Source organism: Achromobacter sp. NCFB-sbj8-Ac1-l, from assembly GCF_052695805.1.
In genome coordinates this window covers 1,181,677-1,205,724 of the sequence record NZ_CP199812.1, presented here as the reverse complement: position 1 = coordinate 1,205,724, position 24,048 = coordinate 1,181,677, and the positions used below count along the sequence as shown (strand labels likewise).

Below are 24,048 nucleotides of genomic sequence, written 5' to 3'. Positions count from 1 at the left end.
CTCCTATGATGCAAGGCGAGGACGCGAACGACGGAGCCGCGGCGCACGCCACGATCTGCTTCGCCGCAACGCGTCGATTGTCAGCAATCAGTGGGAGAACCTATGAAGATTACCCGTCGTTCCGTCTTGTTGGCGGGATCGAGCTTGCTTGCCAGCACGGCAATGGCTCGCACAGCGCTCGCCGGTCAGCGGGCGCTTTCCAGCCCCGGCCCCGCGGCAAACGATGCGGATCTGGCGATCGACGCTTACATCTTCGGCTACCCCTTGGTGACGATGGAGATGACGCGCCGGATCATCACCAATGTCGCCGAACCTGGCGGGGTGCGGGGCCCGATGGGGCAGATCATCAAGGCGCGCAGCTATCCCGACGCCTCATTCCGGGACGTCACCGCACCGAACGCCGATACGCTGTACACCAACGCCTTCTTTGACGTGGGCAGCGAACCCTGGGTGCTCAGCATCCCTGACATGAAAGACCGTTATTCCCTGATGCCGATGCTCGACGGCTGGACGACGGTGTTCGAGGTTCCGGGCAAACGCACGACCGGCAGCGGGGCGCAGACCTACGCAATCACCGGCCCTGGCTGGAAAGGCACCCTGCCCGAGGGGGTCAAGGAATACAAATCGCCCACCAGCATCGTATGGATGCTCGGCCGCATCTATTGCACCGGCACGCCCGAAGACTATGCCGCCGTCCATGCCTTGCAGGATGCGTTCAAGCTCGTCCCCCTGAGTGCGTACGGCAAGCCATACACCCCGCCGGCAGGCAAGGTCGACCCGACCCTGGACATGGTTACCGCGGTGCGCGACCAGGTCAATCAGATGGACGCGCTGTCGTACTTCACGCTGCTGTGCGAACTGATGAAGACGAATCCGCCGTCCCAGGCCGATGCGCCGCACGTCGCCAGGTTCAAGCGCCTGGGCATCGTCCCGGGCCAGGACTTCGACCGAAGCCAACAGGCGGCGGACGTCTTCAGCGGCGTTCCGAAGGCCGGCGTCGACAGGATCATGCAGCATTACCAGACCCTCAACAACGACAACGGCTGGTCATTCACGACGCACACGGGCACCTACGGCACCGACTATCTGATGCGGGCGCTCATCACCGCTATCGGGCTTGGCGCAAACCGGCCCCAGGACGCGATCTACCCGATCTCGAAGAATGATGCAGAGGGTCGTCCCTACAACGGCTCGAACCGCTATGTCATGCGGTTCCCCAAAGGCCATTTGCCGCCTGTGGAAGGATTCTGGTCGTTGACGATGTATGACGACGGCTACTTCTTCGTGGACAACCCGCTCGACCGGTATTCGATCAGTCCGCGCCAGAACCTGCGGGTCAATGCGGATGGATCGACCGATCTCTATATACAGAAGGATTCGCCGGGCAAGGACAAGGAGTCGAATTGGCTGCCCGCCCCTGCCGGGGATTTCATCCTGATGCTCAGAACCTATTGGCCACGCGCAACCGCCCCATCCATCCTCGACGGGACCTGGGCCATTCCGGCCGTGCACAAGGTCAGTTGAGCCGCACGCGTACGCGCCACACCGACACAGCGGGCCGGCGTATCGCCGGCCCTCGGCAGACAACAACCTCTCGGGATTCACAAGATGAGACATGCGCTCCGTCGCCGCCAATGGCTCAACCAGGCCTGCGCCATCGGCCTGGCAACCTTGGTCAGCTGGAACATCGGGCTGCCGCAGGCGGCCGCCGCCCCAGGCAACGTCACGGCAATCGACATACTCCTGGAACCCGATGCGACCATGCTCGAAAAGGCCGAGACAACCAACGCACGGCTGCTCAGGGCTTATCCCCAGGGGTTCGCGCTGGACGATACCCATCGCCCGCACATCACGGTCATCCAGCGTTTCGTCCGCACGGCCGATCTGGACAAGGTCTATGCAGCAGCCAATGACGTGCTTGCGCAATCGAAAGTAAGACAGATGCGGCTCGAGGCGTTCCGGTATTTTTACCTGCCAAGCGGGGCGACCGGCCTGGCGGCCATTGTCGCCCGCCCCACCCCGGCGCTGTTGGCGTTGCAGGCCGACCTGCTTGCCTCCGTGGCGCCCTACACGGCCGAGACGGGTGACTCGACGGCGTTCGTGACAACCCCCGAAGATCCTGTCATCGATCCCGTCCTGATTGCCTACGTGTCGACCTATGATTCGATCGCGGCGGGTAGAAAATACAGCCCGCATGTCACGACAGGCGTGGCCCTGAAGGCAGATCTCGACAAGATGCTGGCCGAGCCGTTCGAGGCATTTTCGTTCGCGCCTGCCGGCGCCGCGGTCTACCAGCTAGGACAATTCGGCACGGCCTCCAAAAAGCTCAAGCAGCTTGATTTTCCCAAGTAGGCTCAAGATCGCGCCAGCGCAGGCTCGCAACGCGGCTGGCGCGACGTTGACCACGACATGGCGTCCCGGCCGATCTGGTCGGCCAACGCAGCGATCACCCGTTGCTGCGCTTGCACCAACGCGGGGTAACCGGCAGCGGCCGGTTCTTCAAAACGCCCCTGGCATACCCGCTTGTCGGCGCCAGGCTCTCGCGCATCCCCCAGGGTCCAGCCCGCCTCAAGCTGCACGCGCTTTCCCGGCCACGCATCCAATCGGCGGATCTGCAGTTTCACCCTGATCACCGGCACACTGCCTGGCCAGGACAAGCCCGCGACGTCCTGGGTGCCCAGGCGGTCGACCAATCTTGCCGACAACGCAGTGCGTACTTCCTCGTCCAATGGCCCCAGCCATCGTTCGTCGTCCAGGATGGCGAGTGCGCCGCTGTCATCCTGCCGCACCACAAGTTGCGGCTGATTCAAGTATTCCGGCAACGACACCGGCATCACGTCGATGACGAAGCGTGCCGGCGCGCGGTCGGTCTGGATGGCTTCCTGAGGATGCAGCAACGTGTAGTGGCGGACAGGCGCCGAAGTGCTGCAAGCGCCCAGGCCGAGGGTCAGGGCAAGCAGGCTGATACGCATCGATCGGTTCATCATCGGGAAGTCTCCATCTTGCTGCGGGACGGCGCTGCGGCAGCCTCGGCCGCGGCATTCTCGGGGCGGCCTCGCACCAGCGATTCCGGGTATCGGCTCAGCAGGTCGGTCAACGTGCGAACCGAGCGTGCCGCGCGCTGGACCTCTTGAAGGGCCTGGCCCAGGCTCTGTCTCAGGGACGCATCTTCGGCAAGCATTCCCTGCGCGGCGCCGATGGTCTGCTGCGCCTGGCGCAGCGTCTGCGTGGCCTGCGGCAGGACCTGACCGTTCACCTGCAGCAGCACTTTATTCAGGTTGGCAAAGGACGCGTCCAGATTGCGCGCGATGCTGTCCAACGGCATCTTGTCGATCTTGCCCACGATGCTGGCGAACCGCTCCTGCAATTGGTCGAAGCTGCCGCTGACGGTCGGCAGCATCATGGGACGCCGCTCAGGATCAAAGGCCACCTTCGGTGTATTGGGTATGAAATCCAGGGCGATATACAGTTGGCCCGTCAGCAGATTGCCGGTCCTGGCCTGGGCCCTCAGGCCGTGGGCCACCATTTCCTGCACCATGCGCACCAGCCGATCTTCCTCGCTTCCATCAACGTCCGGCATTTTTTCCAGGATTTCGCTCAGTCGCTGCGGATAGATCACGATGCCGACCTTGGACTGGAAGCGACGCCTGACGGCGTCGTAATCCGGCTTGATGGAAATGACCTTGCCAATGTCCATGCCGTCGAACTGCACCGCGGCGCCAATGGCCAGGCCGCGCAGAGATTGCTCGAAGACCAGATAGGCGGCCTGCGACGGGCCGTCGGGGGGAGCCAGGGCGGCCTGCTGATCCTTGGCCAACTCGTACGCCGTATCCTCGGCTGCCGGCTCGCCGGAGGCGCCGGGCGAGGTGCCGAAAGACACGCCGCCAGCGAGAATGGTGGCGATCGACTGCGTCTGCAGCTTGAACCCGTCCGCGCCCAGCGAGACGTCCACCCCGCTGGCATTCCAGAAGCGCGTGGCCGTAGTGACAAACCGGTCGTAGGGCGCATTGACGAAAAGCCGCAAGGCGACCGCCTTGCCATCTTCGCCCAACTGGTATGACGCAACGCGGCCCACCTGAATGCGCCGGTAATACACAGGCGACCCCACGTCCAACGAGCCGAGATCTTCGGTGTGCAAGACGAAGGACCGGCCGGGCGTATCCCCGATGACGGTGGGAGGACTTTCCAGGCCCGTGAAATCCGTGGCGGATTCGCTCGACTGGCCTCGGTCGACACCGATGTATGCCCCCGACAGCAACGTATCCACGCCGGAAACCCCATCGATACCGATGCGCGGGCGCACCACCCAAAAGCGCGAATCGACCCGCGCCAGGCTCGTCGCATCCTTATCGAGCGCCACCGTGGCCACCACGTGGGAGCCGTCTTCGCTCAGGCCGATGGCGGTCACCGTGCCGACATTGACGTCCTTGTACTTGACGAGCGTCTTGCCTTCTTCCAGGCCGGCCGCCGTCCGAAACGTGATGCTGATGACCGGACCTTGCGTCATCCAGGTCTGCACCAGCATGGAAAGCCCGATCAAGGCCGCGATGACCGGCACCAGCCAGACGAGCGAGAGCCGCCATCTTTTACGCGGAATCACCGCAGGAGCGCCAGGCACGGGAAGCTCCCTGGAAGCATCATTCATTCGTCATCACCCTTGATTTCACCGTCCCAGATATGCCTGGGGTCGAACGACATCGCTGCAAGCATGGTGAAAATCACGACCATGCCGAAGAAAAGAATGCCGATGCGGGGCGATATGTCGGTGAGGCCCTGGAACTGCACCAGGGCAGCCACCACCGCCACCACCAGCACATCCAGCATCGACCAGTACCCGACAAACTCCACCATGCGGTACAGCTTGGCGCGCTCTCGCCTCGCCCACCGACTGCGCCGTTGCGAAGTCACGAGCAGCAGCCCAAGCACCAGGAATTTCGCGCAAGGCACGGCCACGCTTGCAATGAAAATCACGAATGCAATGCCGTAGGAGCCTGATGCCCAGAACTCCACCGCCCCTTCCATGATCGTGCTCTCGCTGCCCTTGCCCAGCAGACTGGTGTGCATGACAGGCAGCACGTTGGCAGGGATATAGAAAATGATGGCAGTCATCAGCAGCGCCCAGGCGCGGGCAATGCTGTTCGGGCGCCGTTGATGCAGCGCCGAGCCACAGCGAGGGCAGCGGCTGTGCCCAGGCGGGTCGGGGTGATCACAAACCAGGCCGCAGGTATGGCAGCCCACCACCGACAGGTCACTTGCGAAGGGCTGCCTGTTCATGCCGCGCTTTCGCTTCGTAGCGCCGAATCCTGTTCGGTCTGATCCCACAGCGAAGAGAAGTCCCGGTGGGCAATCAAAGTGAGCAATATCATCAGGGCAGCGGTCGCCCACACGCCCGCGCCAAGGGTGACTTCCACCAGGCTGATCAGCTTGATGATCGCCACCAGGATGCCGAGGATGCCCACCTCGACCATGCTCCATGGCTTCAAGAGCGCCAACATGCGCAGGGCGCCAGCAAAGCCAGGGGCGCGATGGCCGGCCCGCGCAGGGATCAGCACCCATGAAAGCAGAGAGATCTGCGCCAGGGGCACCAGGATGATCACCAGCGCAGTAACCATCGCCAGGGGAGCCACGCTTCCCTGGGCCAGGGCCCAGGCGAATTCCCACAACGTCGCTTCTCGATGCATGCCATTCAGGTTGATGCGTACGACCGGGCAAATGTTGGCAATCAGAAACACCACGGCGGTGGTCAGGGTCAATGCCAGCCAGCGGTCCGCATCCAGCGGATTGGCGCGTTCAAGCACGGCCTCACAGCGGCGGCAGCGTGCGACCTCGCCTGCCGCCAGGCGGCATCGTTGGTACACGCTGTCGCAATGTTCACAGGCCACCAGGTGGGGATAGACGTTCATGTTGTTGCCGGGATAACCGTGGGGTTGCATGGCGAAGGCCGGCCTGGGCAAACCGAATGTCGCTCGTGAACTGGCCTTGGGCACAGCCCCGAGAGGCTACAGAAAGCGCCGCACCCGGGCTTGCCATTCGACGCCAAAATCGGGCGAGACCGGCGTCAAGAGGATCAAGGCAGCAACGGTTGTGCCACGCCGCCCTGTCGGATCAGGCTGGATTGAGCTCGAGGGAGCGGAAGCGAGACGGCGCAAGCCCCGTCCACCGCTTGAAAGCGCGCGTGAAATGCGCGGGATCGCTGTAGCCGACCATATAGGCAATTTCAGTCGCTGAATATTTGCCCAGCCTGATCAGCCGCAGCGCTTCGCTGCGCCGCGTCTCGTCCTTCAGGCTTTCAAAATCGACGCCGCTGCATTGGAGCCGCCGCTGCAGCGTCCGCGGCGACATACCGATTTTCTTGGCAACGGATTCGAGATTGATTTCTTCCTGCTCGGCAATCCGTTCGATCAGCAGACCCGCGGTATCGATGGTCGACTGCAGCGCCCGCGTAATCTTGCGCGAGTCGTCTTTCGTTCCTTGAAAAGGCGCATCGAGCAAATCACGGTCAAATTCGACCATATTATGTTCGGCCCCGGTTTCGATATTCGGACCCAGGCACTCTTGCAATGCATCGTCACCCCGTGCTGTCGGCGTCTGCAAGTGCACGCGTATCGCCGACGGCGCGCCGGCCAGAAGTGGCACCTTGCGCAATACGGCGAGGCTTCCAAAAATGAACTGCCGCGGATCCGCTCCCAGCGGACCGGTGAACCTGTGAATCAGTTTCGTCGTGCGGCCTTCGGTGACGATTCGAACTTCTCCCCCCTGGTGCAGCATCGCCGCGTGGGTGGCGGCCATGGCACATGCCTCGCCCACATTCCGCGTGCCCAGAACCAGATTCCCCCAGGGGCCAAGCGAGCGCAGCTCCATCAAGCGGCCCACCTGGGCGCCGCCGAACGGGTCTTGCGCGATGGCAGCCATTTCGTTGGCGATATGGAAACACTGCGCCCGTGGCAGCCAGATATCCGGCGTCTGGAAAATGTTCGGGCAGACTCCCAGTCGCTGAAAGAATTCAAGCGCGGACACCCCCCGGCTGGCCAGGTAGGGGCCGATGTGCAAGAAGCTTCTGAGTTTGATGGACGGCGTGGCGTTCGACATGGATGCAGGCTTTTACGCTCAGCCCCATTGCCGGACGCGCCGCCTTCGGAAGGTGCTTCGCCCGATTATTATCTTGAGCTGAAAATCGTGGTCGAATTTACACCGTCCCCTTCGCGAAGGAATCAATCAAATCGACAAGCGAGACAAATCAGCATGAATAATGAGACATGGGCGCACGTCGCCTTCACGCACCGACGCCAACCCCAACCACGCCTGCATGGCCCGAGTACAAGCTGGGCCGGCAATCCGTAGCGTTGGAACCGGCATCGGCGACATTCCTGCGCAGCGTATCAGGGTGTGATGCTGGTGATCTTCGAGCCCTCGAGCCCCATGCCCGCCATCAGCCCCTGGGCGCCGAACGGGACGGCAAATACGTCCTGCGACAAGGTGGTGGTCGACACGCTGGAAGCAACGGACTTGTCCCAAGCCACCAGGCTGGGGCCACTGCCCAACGCCCAGCCATCGCTCTTCTCGAGGTAGCTGAGCGATTTCTGATTCATGAAGAAAAGTGCGTAGCCAAAGGTCTGGGCGCCGGCCTGCAGGCCCAATGACATGGCCGAGATTTCGTAGTAACCGATGGGTTCTTTACCTTTGAACAAGGTGCCCTGCCCATGCTCGCCACCGACCAGCAAACCCGCTTTGTAGATCTTGGGAAAAACCAGGACTGCGACCGCTTTCTCGCCCAGTTCTTTGGTGCTTGGTTCGGCAGCGTAAAGGTGTTGCAGCGCATTTGCGGAATCATTGCGGATCGCAAGCGCGTTGTCGGCGAACGCTGCGCTTGCCGGAGCCAGTGCGCAGGCGAACGCCAGCAAGGCCGACCGCATGCAACGCCCCCACTGCAGACGGAGGACTTTCAGATATTTATTGCTTTCCTTGAACATGGAATACCCTGATTTGGTTAAGCGCCGCGTTACATCAGCACGCTGCGAGTATTTAGACCAGGGTAATCTCTGTCAAGATTGATCGATGCGTCCGCTGTATTTCGAATACAGATTCAACTGCAATTTCGAATTTGGCATCAAATGGCAAGACGCCACAGGATAATCATTCTAAGCTGGGCTGGCGCATCGCCATTTCAGCGTACCCGGCAAATAGTTGTTCCTGTCTTTTTGGATTGCAGTAGATGCTTCATTGATCGTTCAGAGAGGGCTCATGAATCAAGCAGCTTCCAATCAGGCATTCGAGTCGCTGCAAGATGCGCTGACCCATGCGCTGATGCACGACGAGATGTCTCTGCAATATCAGCCCATAGTTGACGGAGCGCGCAGAATTATCGGCATGGAAGCGTTGATGCGCTGGAACTCCGCCGAGTACGGCCAGATCCCGCCATCGCTGTTCGTGCCGCTTGCGGAACGAAGTGGCGCCATACTGAATATGGGCGCCTGGGCCCTGCAAGCCGGTTGCCAGCAACTACAGCGCTGGTCAGAAAGCCCGGCCACTGCGGGCTGGACATTGAGTATCAATGTCAGCGCTCGCCAATTCAATGATCTGCATTTCGTGGACGACGTCCTCAATCTGATAGATAAATATCAGATCGCCCGGGACAGGCTGATTCTTGAAGTCACGGAAAGCATGTTCCTGAACGCGAAGGGAAGCCGTCAACAGAACGACTTTCGGCGCCTTCGCGATGCCGGCCTGGGCATCGCCGTTGACGACTTCGGGACGGGATTTTCATCCATGCAATACCTGCGGTATTTATCCATCTCCCGAATAAAAATCGACAAGACATTCGTTGATGAAGTGGTGGCAAGCAAGAAGGATCAAGGAATCGTGGGCGCCATCCTCATGTTGGCTGACGCGCTGGAGGCAGATGTTGTCGCCGAAGGCGTCGAGACTGCCGGGCAATTGTCTTACCTGAAAAGCGTGGGGTGCTCGGCATTCCAGGGCTTTCTTTTTGGCAGGCCTGGCGACGCCGCGCTCTTCACACAAACCTGCCCCACGCCGATGCACTGCGGGAATGACGCATGACGGCCGCCATCCTTGCCGGCGCAGGGGCAAGGGTTAACGCGACCCCTCGTTAACACGCTTATCATTAACAGCTGAATTAGTCCTGAAATAGGACGAATTCGTCTACTATTTGGAGCATTCCGGGCGGCAGCGGTGGCAAGCCCGGCAAAAAAACCGGCGGCACAGCCAGGTTGACCATGCCCAAACTGAAAGACGCATTGAAGTCAGGTTTGTTTCGCCTGTCTCCCGCCCTGGCCGCGCGCTGCGGCGTGCAATTTCCCTTGCGGGCGCCCAACCGGGCATTCCTCGAACAGCAGATATTCGGCTACCTGAACCAGTTGGCCAACGGCCCGCGAGGCCCGGGACGCTGCCTGTTCCTGGGCATGGGTGAATACACCTGGCACTACCCCCGGTTGCTCAAACCCGAGTTCTATTCCCTGGACATGGACCCGGAGCAAGCCCGTTACGGCATGCCCGGCAAGCACCTGACCGGTAGCGCCACCGAGATGGCGGCGTTCTACGAGCCGGGCTTTTTCGACGTGGTGGTGGCCAACGGCCTGATCGGCTATGGCCTGAACGACCTCGCGGGCTACGAACGCATGCTGCAACAGTGCCACGCGGTGCTCAAGCCCGGCGGCCTGCTGGTGCTGGGCTACAACGACACGCCCGAGCGCGCGCCATTTCCCGTGCATGTCGACGCATTGGGGCTGTTCACGCCCTTCGTGCCACCGATCCCCGGCGTGGTCCAGCCGCGCCACCCCGTCCGCGACAAGTACCACCACGTATTCATCTTTGGTCAGCGGCGCGACACCGAGGCGATCGCCGCGTAGGTTTTCGGAATTCCCGCCGCCGCCACGCCACTGCGCAGGATTTCCTGCGGCAACGCATTCGCCAGCAACTCACGCGCGGCGAGCAGTTCAGCGAGATCCACACCGGTGCGGTAGCCCATGCTTTCCAACATGAACACCAGGTCCTCGGTGACGATGTTGCCCGACGCGCCCGGCGCGAAGGGGCAACCGCCCAGGCCACCCAGGCAGGCGTCGAACGCGCGGATGCCCTCGTCCAGTCCGGCCAGCGCGTTGGCCAGCCCCAGACCCATGGTGTCGTGCAGATGCAGCTTGACCAGCCGCACGCCGATCGCATCCTGGGCGGCCCGCACGGCATCGCGCACCTGGGCGGGATGGGCATAGCCCACCGTGTCGGCCAGCGCGATCTCGTCAGCCCCGGCACGCGCCACCGCCGCGGCCACCTGCGCCACCCGCCGCACCGGCACCGCGCCTTCCAACGAACAGCCAAAGGCCGTGGCGACGGCGGCATCCACCCGCACCGCCCTCGGCTGCGCCCGCAACCAATCGACGATGGCCGCCACCGCCTCCACCTGCGCGTCCGTGCCCTTGCCGACGTTGGCGTGGCTATGCGTATCGCTGACCGACAAGGGGATGGCGATCACGTGGGCGCCCGCCTCGTAGGCGGCGATGGCCCCCTTCAGGTTGCAAGCCAATGCGCAGACGGTCACGCCGTCCAGGTCCAGCGTCGCGGGCAGCACCTGCGCCGTGTCGGCCATCTGCGGCACCCGCCGCGGCGAGACAAAGCTGCCCACCTCGATTTCACGCAGGCCGGCCGCGGCCAGCTGCCGTATCCAGCGCAGCTTGTCGGCCGCCGGCATCATGCCGCGCGCCATCTGCAGCCCGTCGCGCGGGCCGACTTCGCACAGCCTGACTTCCTGATCCATGATGGTTTCCCTGTTCAATGCGCCGGGGGCTATTGCTGCACCACGATGCCCGCCGCGGCGATGGTCTGGCGGGCCTTGCCGATATCGGACCGGATGAGCGCGGCGAACTGCTCCGCGGAGACGGGATCGGTCTCCAGTCCTTGCGAGGCCAGCGCGTCCTGGACGTCCTTGCGCGCCAGCAGCTTGTTGAAATCGGCATTCAGCCGTGCCACCACGTTGGCGGGCGTCTTGGCCGGGGCCAGCACGCCGTAGTAGGTCACCACGCTGAAATCCTTGTAGCCCAGCTCGGCCACGGTGGGCACATCGGGCAGCGCCGGGTTGCGCTTGGGCGACGTCACGGCCAAGGCACGCACCTTGCCCGCCTTGATCAAGGCGGCGGCCGACGAGATCGACGACCCGGCAAACTGCAGATGCCCGCCCATCAGGTCGGCCAACGCGGGCGCAGAGCCCTTGTAGGGCACGTGCTGCATCTTGAAGCCGGCCTCGTGCTGCAGCATCTCCATGGCGATGTGCACGCCCCCGCCGGTGCCGGACGTGCCGTACGACATCTTGTTCGGCTCTTTCCTGGCGGCCTCGATCACCTCGGGCAGCGTCTTGTAGGGCGAACTCTCGGACACCAGCAGCACCATCGGCGTGGTCGCCACCAGCGCCACCGGCGCCAGGTCCTTGACCGGGTCGTACGCCACCTTCATCAACAGCGGAATCAGGGTGACGTTGTCGGACTGGCCGATCACCAGGTCATAGCCCTGCGCGGGCGCGCGGGCCGCTTCGGCCAGGCCCAGCGCAGTGCCGGCGCCCGGCTTGTTTTCGGGCACCACGGCCCAGCCGTTCAGCTCGTGCAGCTTGTTGCTCATCAGCCGCCCGATGTAGTCGGTGCCGCCGCCCGGCGTGGACGGGATGATGATGCGGATGGGCTTGTTGGGATAGTCCTGCGCGTGGGCGGCACAGGCGATGGCCAGGCTGGCCACCGCCAAGAGTTTGCGGATCATCGGATAGTCTCCTCTTTGATGGATGTCTTGGCGGTCTGCGCCGCCTCGACGGGGACAGGTTCTACGACCTGGTCATCGGCCTTCGCAACGGATGACTCCCGCCGTGTGCAGGGCCTCGATGCGCGCGGCATCCAGTCCCAGCCCCCGCAGGATGGCTTCGGTATGGCTGCCCTGCCCGGGCGGATCGGAACGCTTGCCGGCCTTGCGCCCGTCGAACTCGATCGGCAGGGCCGCGGCCGAAATCTCGCCGCCGTCCGGCAAGGCCGTGGCCAGCAGCGCGCCGCCGGCGTTCAGGTGTTCGTCCTGCAGCAGATCGTGGGGCTGGCGGATGGGGCCGTACGACAGGTTCGCCGCCTCCAGCGCGGCGCACAGTTCGTCGGTCTTCCAGGCCTTCAGGATTTCGCCCACCCCAGGCACCAGCCACGAACGTGCCGCTTCGCGATCCACGGCCGTTGCCAGGCGCGGATCGGCGGCCCATTCGGGCGGCAGGAATTTCTGCGCGAAATTGCGCCATTGCGCGTCGCCCACCACCGCCACGAAGACTCGGCCGTCGGCCGTCTCGAAAACGTCGTACACGCCCCATGGCGGCTTGCGCTCGGCGCCGAAAGGCTTGGGCGCCGTACCCGTCAGCTGGAACTGCGCGATGAACTGCGCCACCAGCAGCAAGTTGTTCTCGAACAAGCCCGAACGCACATGACGGCCGCGCCCGGTGGTGTGGCGGTCGTGCAGCGCGGCCAGCGCACCCACCACGCCGAAGGTGCCGCCCAGGATGTCGTTGACGGATGCCGCCACTCGCTGCGGGGTGTCGGCGCCGCCATTGATGTAGGCCAGCCCGCCCATCATCTGCACCACCTCGTCCAGGGCAGTGCGATGCTTGTAGGGCCCCGACAGGAAGCCCTTGAGCGACACGTAGATCAGTCCGGGGTTCTCGGCCGACAGGCTTTCGTAGTCCAGCCCATATTGCGCCAGGCTGCCGTCGCGGAAGTTCTCCACCAGCATGTCCGCCTGCAACGCCAGCTGGCGCGCCAGCGCCTGCCCTTCGGTGGACTTCAGGTCGATCGACAGGCTTTGCTTGTTGCGGTTGAAGACGGGAAAGTAGCCGCTGCCCGAGCCCTTCAGGCGCCGCGTGCGGTCGCCGTCGAGGGGTTCCACCTTGATCACCTCGGCGCCCAGGTCGGCCAGCGCCAGGCCGGCGGCGGGCCCCATGATCATGTGGGACAGCTCCAGCACCTTGATGCCGCGCAGGGGCAATTCGCTGGTGTCCATGAAGGGTGAAGCCGGTGCTGCTGTCATCGATGTTTCCTCTTGCCGTGGCCCCCAGCCGAATGGCATCCCCCTGGGCTAGTACGCAGCCATCATCGCGACCGGTGCACGTTCGGAAAAGCAATCTTTGAGCACCGGGGCATTCTCGTTTGGGAACGTCCGGGTTAGCCCTAGGCCGGACGCCTCGGCATCCCGCGGCGCACCACCGCTAGGGCTTGGACACGGCCCCCAAGTGCGCCAGCAACGCGCGCGCCGCGGGTGGCAAGGCAGCCAGATCGCGCACCGCAATGCACAACGGCGTGCCGGACCAGGGTCCGGACAAGGCGATGAAGCGGATGTCCTGGCTGGCATGGCGCGGCTTCAGGTACATGGGCACGACCGCCACGCCCATGCCCCGCGCCACCAGGTTGCAGATGGTCTCGTGCGAACTGACACGCGCGCTGATGCGCCGGGTGACGCCAGCCTCTCGCGCAGCGCGTTCGAATACCGCGCTGATGCCATTGTCGCGATTCAGCTCGATCAACTCGTACGGCAGCAACTGCGCATAGTCCAGGATCTCGCTGTCGGCCAGCAGGTGCCGCGTCGGCACCACGGCCGCCAATTCACAGTAGCCGCAGGGAAACACCTGCAGGCCGTCGTGGCCGAAGTCCGACCCCACCGCCACGTCGGCGCGCCCTTCCAGCACTTCCTGGAAGACCTGCTGCGTCGTGCTTTCTTCCAGCGCGATCTCGATCTGGGGATAGGCCCGGCGAAACGACTGGATCTGCGCCGGCAGATCGCCCGACAACGCGGCCACGCTGGCCGCCAGCCGGATGCGGCCGCGCACGCCGGTGGCAAAGCCCGCCATTTCGCGGTGCATGCGGTCCATCTGCTGCAGCAGCAGCCGGGCATGGCCGGCCAGCCCCTGGCCGGCGGGCGTGGCCTGCACACCCTTGACGCCGCGCTCCAGCAACGGCACGCCAAAGGCCTCTTCCATGTCGATCATGCGTTTGCTGACCGCCGACGGCACGATGTTCTCGCGCGCCGCGGCGCGCGCCAGGCTGCCTTCTTCCAGCGCAGCCAGGAACAGGCGCAGGGAAACCGGGTCGATGTCGCGGGGATGGGGCGGTGCAGGTGTGGGGCGCTTCATGCCGGGAAGTGTCCCGCGGCGCTCCCTGGACCGGGATCGGGGTTTTCCCCAGCCAACTGCCGCGCGGTCCGATACACTGCGCCTGGCCGTCACGAAGCCCTGCGGTACCGGGCGGGTCCGCGCGGCACAGGACACGCGTCATCACATCGACAACCAGAACAAGACCTGAACCATGCAGTGCCCCAAATGCAATTGGCAGAACCCGGCCTCCCATAGCCACTGCTTCAGCTGCCACGCGCCATTGCCCGCCGCAGCGCCCCCTGCCACGCCCCGCAAGGCCGTGAAAGCCAAGCCAGCCGCCCAGGCCGCCACCCCACGGAGCGTGGCGCCGTTCCCCGGCATCTGGGCACGGCTGGCGGCCAGCGCGGTGGACGCGGCCACGATGATCGCGGCGATGTTCGCGTTTTCGTCGGCGGCCTCCCTCAGCTATCAGGGGCTCCTGGAACAGCCTGCGCCCGCATTGCTGTGGCTGGCGGCAGGCCTCATCGGCCTGTTGCTGCCGGCGCTGATGGACGCCTGGGGGTCCGGCTCTCCCGGCAAGCGCCTGTTCAAGCAGCGCGTGGTGACGCGCAGCGGCCGAAGCCCCGGCCTGCTTCGCTCCGTGTGGCGGCATCTGATGAAGTTTCCGTTGAACCTGGCGCTGCCCGGTCTGTTTCACCACGTCCAGCAAGCCATCTTCGGCGATCGCGCCATGCACAACTGGGCCGCCGGCACTTATGTGGTGTCCAGCCATGCCGATCCCCGGGCGGTGCAGGCCGCGCTGGGCCAGGCACGGTCGATCACCGGCGTCGGCAAGTTCCTGCTGTTCGCTGCGGGCGCGGCGGTGCTGGTGCTGGGTGGCTTCGTGCTGGCCGCGCTGACCTTGGGCAAGCAAGAGGCCGACAGCCCCCTGGCCGCCGACGTGCGCCGGCTGGATCTGGTGTCGGACCCGATCAGGATGCTGGCGGAAAATCATTACCGCAGTGCCGGCCGCTACGCCGCGACATTGCAGGAACTGGGCGTGACGCCTGAATCGTTGGCGGCCAATGGATTTTCGAATCTGGAACTGAATCCGGTGAACGGCGTGCTGCGCTTCACCATCGCCGGCTCGGCCAGCGCGCAGGGCGAACCCACCCTGGCCGGCAAGCATCTGGTCTATCTGCCCGAATTGCGTGCCGAACGCAAAGGCGGCGGTATCCGCCGGTGGCAATGCGGCAGCGATGACATCGCCGCCACAGACCGGCCCTACAAGTGTCGCCACGCCGCTGCGCCCTGATCGCGCACGCGTCGCTCCCCACGGACGCGCCAGCCGGCGCGTCGTCCCTGGAAATCCGCATGTCCAACCTGATCGAATCCATCCTGCTCGCTGACGACGGCGACGACCATCCGCAGATGCTCGCCCTGTGCGAACAGGCGGTGCGCGAACAGCCGAACGTCGCCCTGACGTGGGCGCTGCGCGCCCGCTGCCACGACAAACGCGGCACGCCGGCGGCGCGTGACGCCGACCTGGCGCGCGCGCTGGCGCTGGACCCTCACTGCGCCGACGCCTTGCGCGTGCGCGCCACGGCAGCCTACGACGACGGCGACCACGAAGCGGCCTGGCACATCCTGCGCGACGCCCGCCAACGCGCGCCCTCGCATTTCGGCCTGCTGATGGCCGAGGCCTACGTGCTGATCAACGACGAACGGCTGCAGGACGCCATCGACTGCTGGAGCCGCGCGATCCAGCAACGGCCGCAGGCCGGCGCCCCGCACTGCTACATCGCGTCCAACCTGGCCAATGCCGGTCGCCATACCGAGGCCGTGCCGTATTTCGAGCGCGCCGTCGCGCTCGCCCCCGGCAATGGCCGCTTCATGTATGACGCCGGCAATACCTACCGCCGCCTGGGCGACCTGGACAAGGCCATCGCCATGTTCGACCGATCGCGCGCGATCCTGGGCGAACAGAACGCCATCCAGCACAACCGCGCTTCCTGCCTGCAGGCCATGGGGCGCCACGCCGATGCCGTCGAAGAATGGACCAGCCTGCTGCGCCGCGAGCCCGACTGGGATTGGCCGCTGGAAGGCAAGGCCCGCTCGCTGCACCGGCTGGGCCGAGCCGACGAGGCCAAGCCGTTGTGGCGACGTTTGGACGCGCTGTCGGACAACGGCTGGGAAGGCCGCAAGGAACAGGCCCGCGAATACGTGCGCAGCGGCGAGCCCGAACTGGCCGAACTGGCCCTGCGCGATCTGGACCCCCTGTCCAGCGGCGACGCCCAATTGCTGTTCGTGGCCGGCAACGCACAGCGCGACCAGCGCCAGTGGGAACAAGCGCTGGCCTATTACCTGCAAGGCTATGAACTGGCGCCGAAGAACGACTTCCTGCCGGGCAACGCGGCCGACATGCTCGTCCGCCTGGAACGCTACGGCGAAGCGCTGCCCTTGTCGGAAGTGGCCATCGCGCTGGATCCCGATTGGGTGAAATGGCGCCGTGTGCGCATCGACGCCTTGATCGGACTGGAACGAGGCACGGAAGCAGCAGCCGAGGCCGCGCGCGCCCAGCAACGCTGGCCCGACGACAGCATGCTGCAGGCAGACACTGTCAACGCCCTGATCGCCGCCCGCCGCCACGACGATGCACTGGCGGCCTGCGACCGCCTGGTCGCGATGGATCCGACATACCGCGACTGGGCGTTGTATTCGCGCGGCGAGATCTACGGCGCCATGTCGCGCCATGCGGAATCGGCAACCGCGTTCCGCCAGGCCGCGGCAGCCTATCAGCAGAACGGCAAGCCTCAGTACCAGCAACTGTCGCTGGACAATGCCCTGGCGGCGGAACAGGCCGCCAGCAAACCGCGTGGGTTGCTGGGGCGGCTGTTCGGACGCAAATAGGCAGAAGGGGAGATCGGGCCGTCCCCTCGCGAAGAAAATCGACGCGGCAATTGGGATACTGTTTCCCACTGCACAAACGCCTGCCTGCAGGAACTTCGGCGCAAGCTCTTGATCGGACTTACTGGTTTCTAGCGAGTCCCTGATCAAGGAGATCTGCATGCCGAGCAAAAAAGTCGCCGAAATCGTTGTCAACGCCCTGGAGGCCGCAGGCGTTCGCCATTGCTATGGCATTGTCGGAGACACCCTGAACCACGTCACCGATGCCATTCACCGCAGCAAGATCCAGTGGGTGCATGTGCGCCACGAAGAAGCCGCCGCCTTCGCGGCGGGTGCCGAGTCCTATGTCAGCGGCAACCTGACCGCCTGCGCGGGATCCTGCGGGCCGGGCAGCCTGCATTTCATCAATGGCATCTACGAAGCCCAGCGCAACCGGGCGCCCATGGTGCTGATCGCCAGCCAGATCGTCACGTCGCAATTGGGCATGGACTTCCCCCAGGAAGTCGACTTCAAGTCGATCTACACCAATTGCTCCGTGTTCTGCGAACAGGTTCAATCTCCTGATCAAGCACGGCGTGTCGTCACGCAAGCCTGCCAGGCCGCGCTCAACCGCCGCGGTGTGGCCGTCGTGATCCTGCCGGCCGATATCAGCCAGGCCCAGGTCCAGGACGACTTGCCGTACTCGGTGCATTTCCCGCAACCCGTGCTGCGCCCCAACGATGCCGAATTGCAGCAGATCGCCCACCTGCTGGCCCGCGGCAAGAAGGTAGGCATCTACGCCGGCTCTGGTTGCCAAGGTGCGCATGATCTCCTGATCGCCCTGGCGGGCCGGCTCAATGCGCCGATCGCCCATACCTCGCGCGCCAAGGATTTCGTCGAATACGACAATCCGTTCAATATGGGCATGACCGGCATGATCGGCATCAAGTCCGGCTTTCACATGATGAAGGAATGCGACACCTTGCTGCTGCTGGGAGCAGACTTCGCGTGGGCACAGTTCTATCCCGACAAGGCCACGCTCATCCAGGTTGACCGCGATGGCAGCCATCTCGGCCGGCGCCATCCCATTGACCTGGGCGTCGTGGGAGACGTGATTCCCACGCTCGAAGCGCTGCTGCCGCTGCTCGAACAACGTGACGACTGCGGCTTTCTCGAGGAATGCCTGAAGATTCACCAGCAATCGGTGCAGACACTGGAAAAAGAAGAGCAGGCCGGCTCCAGCGACCTGATCCATCCGCAGCATCTGGTCAGCCTGCTCGACAGACATGCCAGCGACGACGCGCTGTTTACCGCGGATGGTGGATCAGCCATGGTCTGGACGCTGCGGCACATCCACACCAACGGCAAACGCCGCACGCTTTCCAGCCTGGTCCACGGCACCATGGCCAACGCCATGCCACAGGCGCTCGGCCTGAAAAAGGCCTATCCGGACCGCCAGGTCATCGCCATCTCCGGCGACGGCGGTTTGACCATGCTGCTGGGCGACCTGCTGACCGCCATCCAGGAAAAACTGCCGATCAAGATCGTGGTGCTGAACAATGCCTCGCTGAACTTCGTCGAGCTCGAGCAAAAAGTGGAAGGTCTGCTGGACAACTACACCGACCTGCTCAACCCCGATTTCGCCAGGCTTGCGGAAGTGATCGGGTTCTACGGTCGCAAAGTGACCGTCGCGGACGAGCTGGATGCCGCGGTCCAGGAATTCCTTGCGCATCCCGGCCCAGCGCTTCTGGATGTGCACACCAATCCCGCCGAATTGGTCATGCCGCCCAAGGTCGAATTCGCCCAGGTCGCCGACACGGCGCTTTACGCCGCCAAGGCGGTGCTCAGCGGTCGGATCAAGGACGTCGAGGCCCTGGTCGTGAACAACTTCCTGAAATAGCCCCTTGGCTTCACCCCCAGCGGTAGCCTTGCAGCAGCCCCAACAGGCAACGCCGGGCCGCCGCTACCGCTTCATCCCGCAACGCATCGGCACGCCAGCCCATTTCAATGGCATAGCCCGGCATGGCGATGGGGCACGGCAACAGCCGCAGCCCCGTCCCTGCCGCCAGGCCGCGCGCCGCGTGGGCTGGCAAGGTCGCCAGCGCGTCGCTGCCCCGCAGCAGGAATGGCAAGGCCGCAAAATGCGTGGTCGCCGCCAGCACGCGGCGCGTCAGCCCCATGCCGTGCAGCACCTCGTCCACCACGCCGATGAAGCCCCCCGACGACACCAGCACGTGCGCACGCCGCGTGAACGCGTCGACGGACAACCCGGTCTCGTCCGGTGCCAGGCTGGCCGCGTCCACCAGACAGGCGTAGCCGCCCTGCCCCACCGTCACCCGTTGCAGGGCCGGCGCGATGAGTCCGCCGGACGCGATCACCAGGTCCACCTCGCGCGCCATCAGCATGTCGGCCGCCAGGCGGCTGTGCGTCTGCCGAAAGATCAGTCGCAACCCCGGCGCGGTTTGCGCCAGCGCCATGATCGCCTCGCGCCCCAGCGCAATCTCGAAATCATCCGACAGCCCCAGCGTCACCGAGCGTCCCGCAAGGCTCGCGGCGCCCGGCCTGGCCAGCGAGAGACTCTGGCGGCATTTGTCCAGCGCCTCACCGATGATCGGCCGCAGCTCGCGCGCCCGCAGGCTGGGCGACAGGCCCCGACCCGTGCGCACGAACAGGGGATCCGCATAAAGCGTGCGCAGGCGCGCCAACGCGGCGCTCACAGCCGATTGCGTCACGCCCAGCCGCAACGCCGCGCGGCCTGCGCCGCCCTCGTCGTAGATCGCCTCGAACACCTTGAGCAGGTTCAGGTCGGTCGACTCGATATCAATTTGGCTCATATCATTTATCTTCGAGCAGGATTGATTGATTTTAGGCCCACCCCGACACTGGCGGCATTCACCCACCCCAAGGAATCCGCATGACCGCCCAGACCGTCGCCGCATTGCAGATCGGCGCCTCGCCCGAAGGCAAAGAGAAAACCCTGGAACAGATCCTGGCCTTCGAAGCCGAGATCACCGCGTCCGGCGCAGTACTGGTCGTCATGCCGGAAGCCTTGCTGGGCGGCTACCCCAAGGGCGAGATCTTCGGCACCCGCCTGGGCTATCGGCTACCCGAGGGCCGCGAGGCCTACGCCCGCTACTACCGGAACGCCATCGACGTGCCCGGCCCCGAAACCGACGCCTTGGCCGCCCTGTCACAACGCACCGGCGCCAGCCTGGTGATCGGCGTCATCGAGCGCGCCGGCAGCACGCTGTACTGCACCGCCCTGTATTTCGATCCGGCCACCGGCCTGGCCGCCAAGCACCGCAAGCTGATGCCCACCGGCACCGAACGCCTGATCTGGGGCCAGGGCGATGGCTCCACCCTGCCCGTGCTGGACACCGCCGCGGGCCGCATCGGCGGCGCCATCTGCTGGGAAAACCACATGCCGCTGCTGCGCACCGCCATGTATGCGAAAGGCGTGCAGATCTGGTGCGCCCCCACGGTCGACGAACGCGACATCTGGCAATGTTCCATGCGCCACATCGCCCACGAAGGCCGCTGCTTCGTCATCAGCGCCTGCCAGGTGCAGCCGTCACCCGCCGTGTTGGAGCTGGACGTGCCGGGCTGGGACCCCAAGCGCCCCCTCATCAACGGCGGGTCGCTCATCGTCGGCCCGCTGGGCGACGTGCTCGCCGGCCCCTTGCACGGCCAGACGGGCCTCTTGACCGCCCAGGTCGACGTCGACGAGCTGGTACGCGCCCGCTACGACTTCGACGTGGTCGGCCACTACGCGCGGCCCGACGTGTTCAGCCTCAGCGTCGACGAACGGCCTCGCCATACCGTCCAGTTCATCGTGTGATTTCCCCCGGGCGGGTGGCTACCGGGGCGAAAGCGCCCTCCCAAGTGGTATAGTCACGCCCGCCGGATACCGCCCGCGTCCATAGGGCGCGCGATGTATCCCATTGCCACCCCGCCCAGGGGCCGCAATGCCCGAGTGGTGAAATTGGTAGACACAAGGGACTTGAACTAATTTGAGCCCTTTGGAGGAAACTCCAAAGGTGTAGCCCGTCAAACTCGGCGAATGCCCTGGACCTGTTCCGAGCCAACGCCGAGCCAAGCCCGGTTTGAAAGAACCGGGAAGGTGTAGAGAGCAGACGGCGGGCACCTAAGGCCGCAAGGCTATGGTGAAGGCGTGCTCCAGACCACGAACAGCGCTCACGCGCTGGCGGCGAAAGCCGAAGTGGTAAGAAAATCCCTCGGCCGCAAGGCCGTACCGGTTCGATTCCGGTCTCGGGCACCACCCCATTGAGGCGCCATTGCGCACATCGTCGTCCACCCCCCCCTTCATCGTCCTGGACGCCTGCGTCCTCATGTCCGGCATCCTGCGGCGCCTGCTGCTGCGCCTGGCCGATGCCGGCGTGTTCGCCCCCGTCTGGACGGACCGCATCGGCGAGGAATGGCGCCGCAACGCCTCGCGCATCTGGGACATCCCGCCGGAAGTGCTGGATGAATTCTGGGCCGAGATGAACGCGCGCTTTCCCGAGGCCAACGAGGCCGACACGCAGGTGTACGAAGCCTCGCTGCGCTACAGCGACCCCAAGGACTTCCACGTCATCGCCGCCGGATTGGCGCGGCGCGCGCGTTGCGGCCTGGCCAAGACGCCGGTCGTGCAGGTGCTGACCTGGAACCTGAAGGATTTCAATCGCTCGGAATTGCGCCGCCAGGGGCTGGACGTGTACAACCCGGATCGCATGCTGGCGCAGTGGTGGCAGGACGACGCCGGCCGCATGCGCGACGCCATCGCGCAGATCCCCGCGGACTACATCGCGCTGGGACGCGAACCGGAACCGTTGGCCACGACCTTGCACCGCGAGCGCCTGTACCGCCTGAAGAACCAGGTGGGGCGTGATCCGGAACTAAGCGCCCGCTGAGACGCCACGCGGCGCGTGCCGCCGCGCCGCATCAATGGTCGTGATTGCTGGCCGCGAAACCGGCTGCGTTGAGGATATCGATCACTTCCTGGATATGTTCCGGCCCGCGCGTCTGCAGCACGAAGTCCACTTCCACATTGCGCACCGGCAGCGACGTGAACGCGCGCTGGTGATGCACTTCGGTGATGTTGGCCTGCGCGTCGGCGATCAGTTTGGTGGCATGCGCCAGTGCGCCCGGCAGGTCGCGCAGGTCCACGCGGATGCGGGCCAGACGCCCCGCGCGCACCATGCCGCGTTCGATCAGTTCGCCTAGCATCAGGGGGTCGATGTTGCCGCCGGTCAGCACCAGGCCGATGCGCTTGCCCTTGAATTGTTCGCTGCCCGCTTCCTGCGCGCGCAGCAGGGCCGCCAGTCCGGCCGCGCCGGCGCCTTCGACCACGGTCTTTTCAATTTCCAGCAGCACCACGATGGCGTGCTCGATGTCGGCCTCGCTGACCAGCTCGATGTGGTCGACCAGCTTGGCTACGATGGGCTGCGTCAGCGCGCCGGGCGACTTCACGGCGATGCCTTCGGCGATGGTGTATTGGCCCTGCGGCATGGACACGCCCTTGACCGCGGCATACATGGCCGGGAAGCGTTCGGTCTGCACGCCGATGATCTCGATGCCCGGCTTGAGCGCCTTGGCCGCGGTGGCGATGCCCGAGATCAAGCCGCCGCCGCCAATCGCGATGACCAGCGTGTCCAGTTGCGGCTGGTCTTCCAGCATCTCCAACGCCACGGTACCCTGCCCCGAAATGACGGCTTCGTCGTCATACGGATGGATCATGATCAGCCCGCGCTGCTGGGCCAGCTCGTAGCCATGCGCCTTGGCGTCATCGAAGGTATCGCCCGCCAGCACGACTTCGGCGCCAAAGCGGCGCGTGTTGGCGACCTTGACGGTGGGCGTGAAGCGCGGCATCACGATCACGGCGGGCACGCCCATGCGCTGCGCGTGGTAGGCCACGCCTTGCGCGTGGTTGCCGGCCGACACGGCGATGACGCCCGCGCGGCGTTCGTCTTCGGACAGCGTCAGCATGCGGTTCAGCGCGCCGCGCTCCTTGAAGCTGGCAGTGAACTGCAGGTTCTCGAACTTCAGCCAGATTTCCGCGCCGAAGATGTCGGACAGCGTGCGCGACAACGTGAACGGGGTCTTGAGCACCTGGCCACGCAGGTTCTCGCGGGCGGTCTGGATGGAAGCGATATCGATCACAATGGAAAATCCCGTTTAGCGCACTGGCAGGAAATTGAACAGCAACAGGCCTTGCGCATAGTTGATGCCGATGCGCCGCGAGTTCTCGCCCAGCAGATTGGCGATCAGGTCGAGGCGGCCGATGATGGCGCCGAACTCACGTTCGAAACTGAGGTTGGTGGCCGTCTGCGACATTTCGTTGGCCAGCAGCAAAGGCTCGCCCTGATTGTTGCGGCGCGACGCCAGCAGCCAGGCCGCCGCCTCGACGTTCCGTGCGGCATTGTAGACCCGCTGTCCGTCCAGCGCGTCGGTGGCATACAGCCGCGTCTTGCCGTTATGGGCGGCGATGATGGTGTCGGCCAGGCCGTAGATGAAGGCTCCCACCCGGTCCCCGGAATAGTTCGGGTCCAGCGACACCGCCAGGATCTGGATGTCGTGCAGGCCCGCCAGATCGGCCGGCGGGATGCGCACTTCGATGGCATGTTTGACCCGCGACACCGCGGTCGCGTGGTCCGGCGCGCCCGTCTTGCGCCATTCGCGCGGATTGCGGCGGTACAGCTTGTCCAGCAGGCTGTACAGGCTGGCCAGGTTGTCGCGCACTTCCAGCGTGACGGTACGGTTGAAATCGGTCTGGACCAGCTGGTCCGCCGACATGCCTTCGCCCTTGGGCGATCCCTGGCCGGGGCCCGGGCTGGACATGCAGCCTGTCAGCAACGCGGCGCCCAGCAATGCGAGCGCTGCGCCCGCCCGGGGTCCTTGCCATCGCGTCATGCCCGATCCATCCCGATCCCCCTGTCTGGCGCCTTGCCGGCCTGTCGCCGGCGTCGGCGCTCGTCTCGTACGCGCAAGACTTTACCGTAAGGCACGCGAAGATGGGAGATGCCGGAGATACCAAGACGAAAGAAGATGAATCAGCCCCGCGCAGGCAATAAAAA

The 24,048-nt window shown here is 64.8% G+C and carries 22 protein-coding genes; 9 read left to right on the top strand and 13 right to left on the bottom strand.

Annotated features, from left to right (window positions below):
* Positions 1–102 precede the first annotated feature (102 nt).
* Complete coding sequence (locus tag ACUDP5_RS05650) at positions 103–1,524, top strand: DUF1254 domain-containing protein (protein ID WP_445658331.1); 1,422 nt, start codon at positions 103–105, stop codon at positions 1,522–1,524.
* An 84-nt stretch (positions 1,525–1,608) separates the two neighbouring features.
* Positions 1,609–2,352 carry a 2'-5' RNA ligase family protein gene (locus tag ACUDP5_RS05645; protein WP_445658330.1) on the top strand — a complete coding sequence of 248 codons (744 nt, stop codon included), beginning with the start codon at positions 1,609–1,611 and terminating at the stop codon, positions 2,350–2,352.
* A 2-nt stretch (positions 2,353–2,354) separates the two neighbouring features.
* Here ACUDP5_RS05645 and ACUDP5_RS05640 read toward each other — a convergent pair whose 3' ends face one another.
* From ACUDP5_RS05640 to ACUDP5_RS05615, 6 genes are all read right to left on the bottom strand, one after another.
* The gene (locus ACUDP5_RS05640) at positions 2,355–2,987 is read right to left on the bottom strand and encodes a PqiC family protein (RefSeq protein WP_445658329.1); all 633 of its coding nucleotides are present in this window, start codon (positions 2,985–2,987) and stop codon (positions 2,355–2,357) included.
* A complete protein-coding gene (locus ACUDP5_RS05635) occupies positions 2,984–4,645 on the bottom strand; it encodes an MlaD family protein (protein ID WP_263910305.1) in 1,662 nt (553 codons plus the stop codon). The genes ACUDP5_RS05640 and ACUDP5_RS05635 overlap by 4 nt, the downstream gene beginning before the upstream one ends.
* On the bottom strand, positions 4,642–5,274 hold the full coding sequence (locus tag ACUDP5_RS05630; protein WP_445658328.1) for a paraquat-inducible protein A: 633 nt from the start codon (positions 5,272–5,274) through the stop codon (positions 4,642–4,644). The genes ACUDP5_RS05635 and ACUDP5_RS05630 overlap by 4 nt, the downstream gene beginning before the upstream one ends.
* On the bottom strand, positions 5,271–5,903 hold the full coding sequence (locus ACUDP5_RS05625; RefSeq protein ID WP_445658327.1) for a paraquat-inducible protein A: 633 nt from the start codon (positions 5,901–5,903) through the stop codon (positions 5,271–5,273). Before ACUDP5_RS05625 ends, ACUDP5_RS05630 begins: the two co-directional genes overlap by 4 nt.
* Positions 5,904–6,105: 202 nt before the next feature.
* Positions 6,106–7,089, bottom strand: coding sequence for an AraC family transcriptional regulator ligand-binding domain-containing protein (locus ACUDP5_RS05620; protein WP_445658326.1), 984 nt, complete (start codon positions 7,087–7,089; stop codon positions 6,106–6,108).
* A gap of 290 nt (positions 7,090–7,379) precedes the next feature.
* On the bottom strand, positions 7,380–7,970 hold the full coding sequence (locus ACUDP5_RS05615) for a lipid-binding SYLF domain-containing protein (RefSeq protein WP_445658325.1): 591 nt from the start codon (positions 7,968–7,970) through the stop codon (positions 7,380–7,382).
* A gap of 271 nt (positions 7,971–8,241) precedes the next feature.
* Here ACUDP5_RS05615 and ACUDP5_RS05610 point away from each other — a divergent pair, with 271 nt between their 5' ends.
* Together ACUDP5_RS05610 and ACUDP5_RS05605 are read left to right on the top strand one after the other, a co-directional pair.
* Positions 8,242–9,057: an EAL domain-containing protein gene (locus ACUDP5_RS05610; protein ID WP_445658324.1), complete on the top strand. Its 816-nt coding sequence runs from the start codon at positions 8,242–8,244 to the stop codon at positions 9,055–9,057.
* 176 nt (positions 9,058–9,233) lie between these two features.
* On the top strand, positions 9,234–9,866 hold the full coding sequence (locus ACUDP5_RS05605; RefSeq protein WP_445658323.1) for a class I SAM-dependent methyltransferase: 633 nt from the start codon (positions 9,234–9,236) through the stop codon (positions 9,864–9,866).
* Here ACUDP5_RS05605 and ACUDP5_RS05600 read toward each other — a convergent pair.
* From ACUDP5_RS05600 to ACUDP5_RS05585, 4 genes are all read right to left on the bottom strand, one after another.
* Positions 9,833–10,768, bottom strand: coding sequence for a hydroxymethylglutaryl-CoA lyase (locus ACUDP5_RS05600; protein ID WP_445658322.1), 936 nt, complete (start codon positions 10,766–10,768; stop codon positions 9,833–9,835). The two genes, ACUDP5_RS05605 and ACUDP5_RS05600, sit on opposite strands and share 34 nt — an antisense overlap.
* Positions 10,769–10,797: 29 nt before the next feature.
* Positions 10,798–11,757, bottom strand: a complete 960-nt coding sequence (locus ACUDP5_RS05595; protein WP_445658321.1) for a Bug family tripartite tricarboxylate transporter substrate binding protein — start codon at positions 11,755–11,757, stop codon at positions 10,798–10,800.
* 72 nt (positions 11,758–11,829) lie between these two features.
* Positions 11,830–13,023 carry a CaiB/BaiF CoA transferase family protein gene (locus tag ACUDP5_RS05590; RefSeq protein ID WP_445659135.1) on the bottom strand — a complete coding sequence of 398 codons (1,194 nt, stop codon included), beginning with the start codon at positions 13,021–13,023 and terminating at the stop codon, positions 11,830–11,832.
* A 205-nt stretch (positions 13,024–13,228) separates the two neighbouring features.
* The gene (locus ACUDP5_RS05585; RefSeq protein ID WP_263910295.1) at positions 13,229–14,149 is read right to left on the bottom strand and encodes a LysR family transcriptional regulator; all 921 of its coding nucleotides are present in this window, start codon (positions 14,147–14,149) and stop codon (positions 13,229–13,231) included.
* 280 nt (positions 14,150–14,429) lie between these two features.
* Between ACUDP5_RS05585 and ACUDP5_RS05580 the strand changes: the two genes are divergently transcribed.
* The 3 genes from ACUDP5_RS05580 to ACUDP5_RS05570 all read left to right on the top strand — a co-directional run bounded on the left by ACUDP5_RS05580 (position 14,430) and on the right by ACUDP5_RS05570 (position 18,875).
* A complete protein-coding gene (locus ACUDP5_RS05580; protein ID WP_445658320.1) occupies positions 14,430–15,404 on the top strand; it encodes an RDD family protein in 975 nt (324 codons plus the stop codon).
* A gap of 59 nt (positions 15,405–15,463) precedes the next feature.
* Positions 15,464–16,999: a tetratricopeptide repeat protein gene (locus tag ACUDP5_RS05575; protein WP_445658319.1), complete on the top strand. Its 1,536-nt coding sequence runs from the start codon at positions 15,464–15,466 to the stop codon at positions 16,997–16,999.
* Between the two features lie 157 nt (positions 17,000–17,156).
* Positions 17,157–18,875, top strand: coding sequence for a thiamine pyrophosphate-dependent enzyme (locus ACUDP5_RS05570; protein WP_263910290.1), 1,719 nt, complete (start codon positions 17,157–17,159; stop codon positions 18,873–18,875).
* 10 nt (positions 18,876–18,885) lie between these two features.
* Here the strand turns inward: ACUDP5_RS05570 and ACUDP5_RS05565 are convergent, their stop codons facing one another.
* Entirely contained in the window at positions 18,886–19,809 is a 924-nt protein-coding gene (locus tag ACUDP5_RS05565; RefSeq protein WP_445658318.1) for a LysR family transcriptional regulator, read from the bottom strand.
* An 80-nt stretch (positions 19,810–19,889) separates the two neighbouring features.
* Here ACUDP5_RS05565 and ACUDP5_RS05560 point away from each other — a divergent pair, with 80 nt between their 5' ends.
* Positions 19,890–20,813: a carbon-nitrogen hydrolase family protein gene (locus ACUDP5_RS05560; RefSeq protein WP_445658317.1), complete on the top strand. Its 924-nt coding sequence runs from the start codon at positions 19,890–19,892 to the stop codon at positions 20,811–20,813.
* A 511-nt stretch (positions 20,814–21,324) separates the two neighbouring features.
* Entirely contained in the window at positions 21,325–21,885 is a 561-nt protein-coding gene (locus tag ACUDP5_RS05555) for a PIN domain-containing protein (RefSeq protein WP_445659134.1), read from the top strand.
* 31 nt (positions 21,886–21,916) lie between these two features.
* On the opposite strand, the gene ACUDP5_RS05550 is transcribed toward ACUDP5_RS05555, so the two are convergent.
* Together ACUDP5_RS05550 and ACUDP5_RS05545 are read right to left on the bottom strand one after the other, a co-directional pair.
* The gene (locus ACUDP5_RS05550) at positions 21,917–23,134 is read right to left on the bottom strand and encodes a threonine ammonia-lyase (RefSeq protein ID WP_175190891.1); all 1,218 of its coding nucleotides are present in this window, start codon (positions 23,132–23,134) and stop codon (positions 21,917–21,919) included.
* Positions 23,135–23,149: 15 nt separating this feature from the next.
* Complete coding sequence (locus ACUDP5_RS05545; RefSeq protein ID WP_445658316.1) at positions 23,150–23,884, bottom strand: hypothetical protein; 735 nt, start codon at positions 23,882–23,884, stop codon at positions 23,150–23,152.
* Positions 23,885–24,048: the final 164 nt, after the last annotated feature.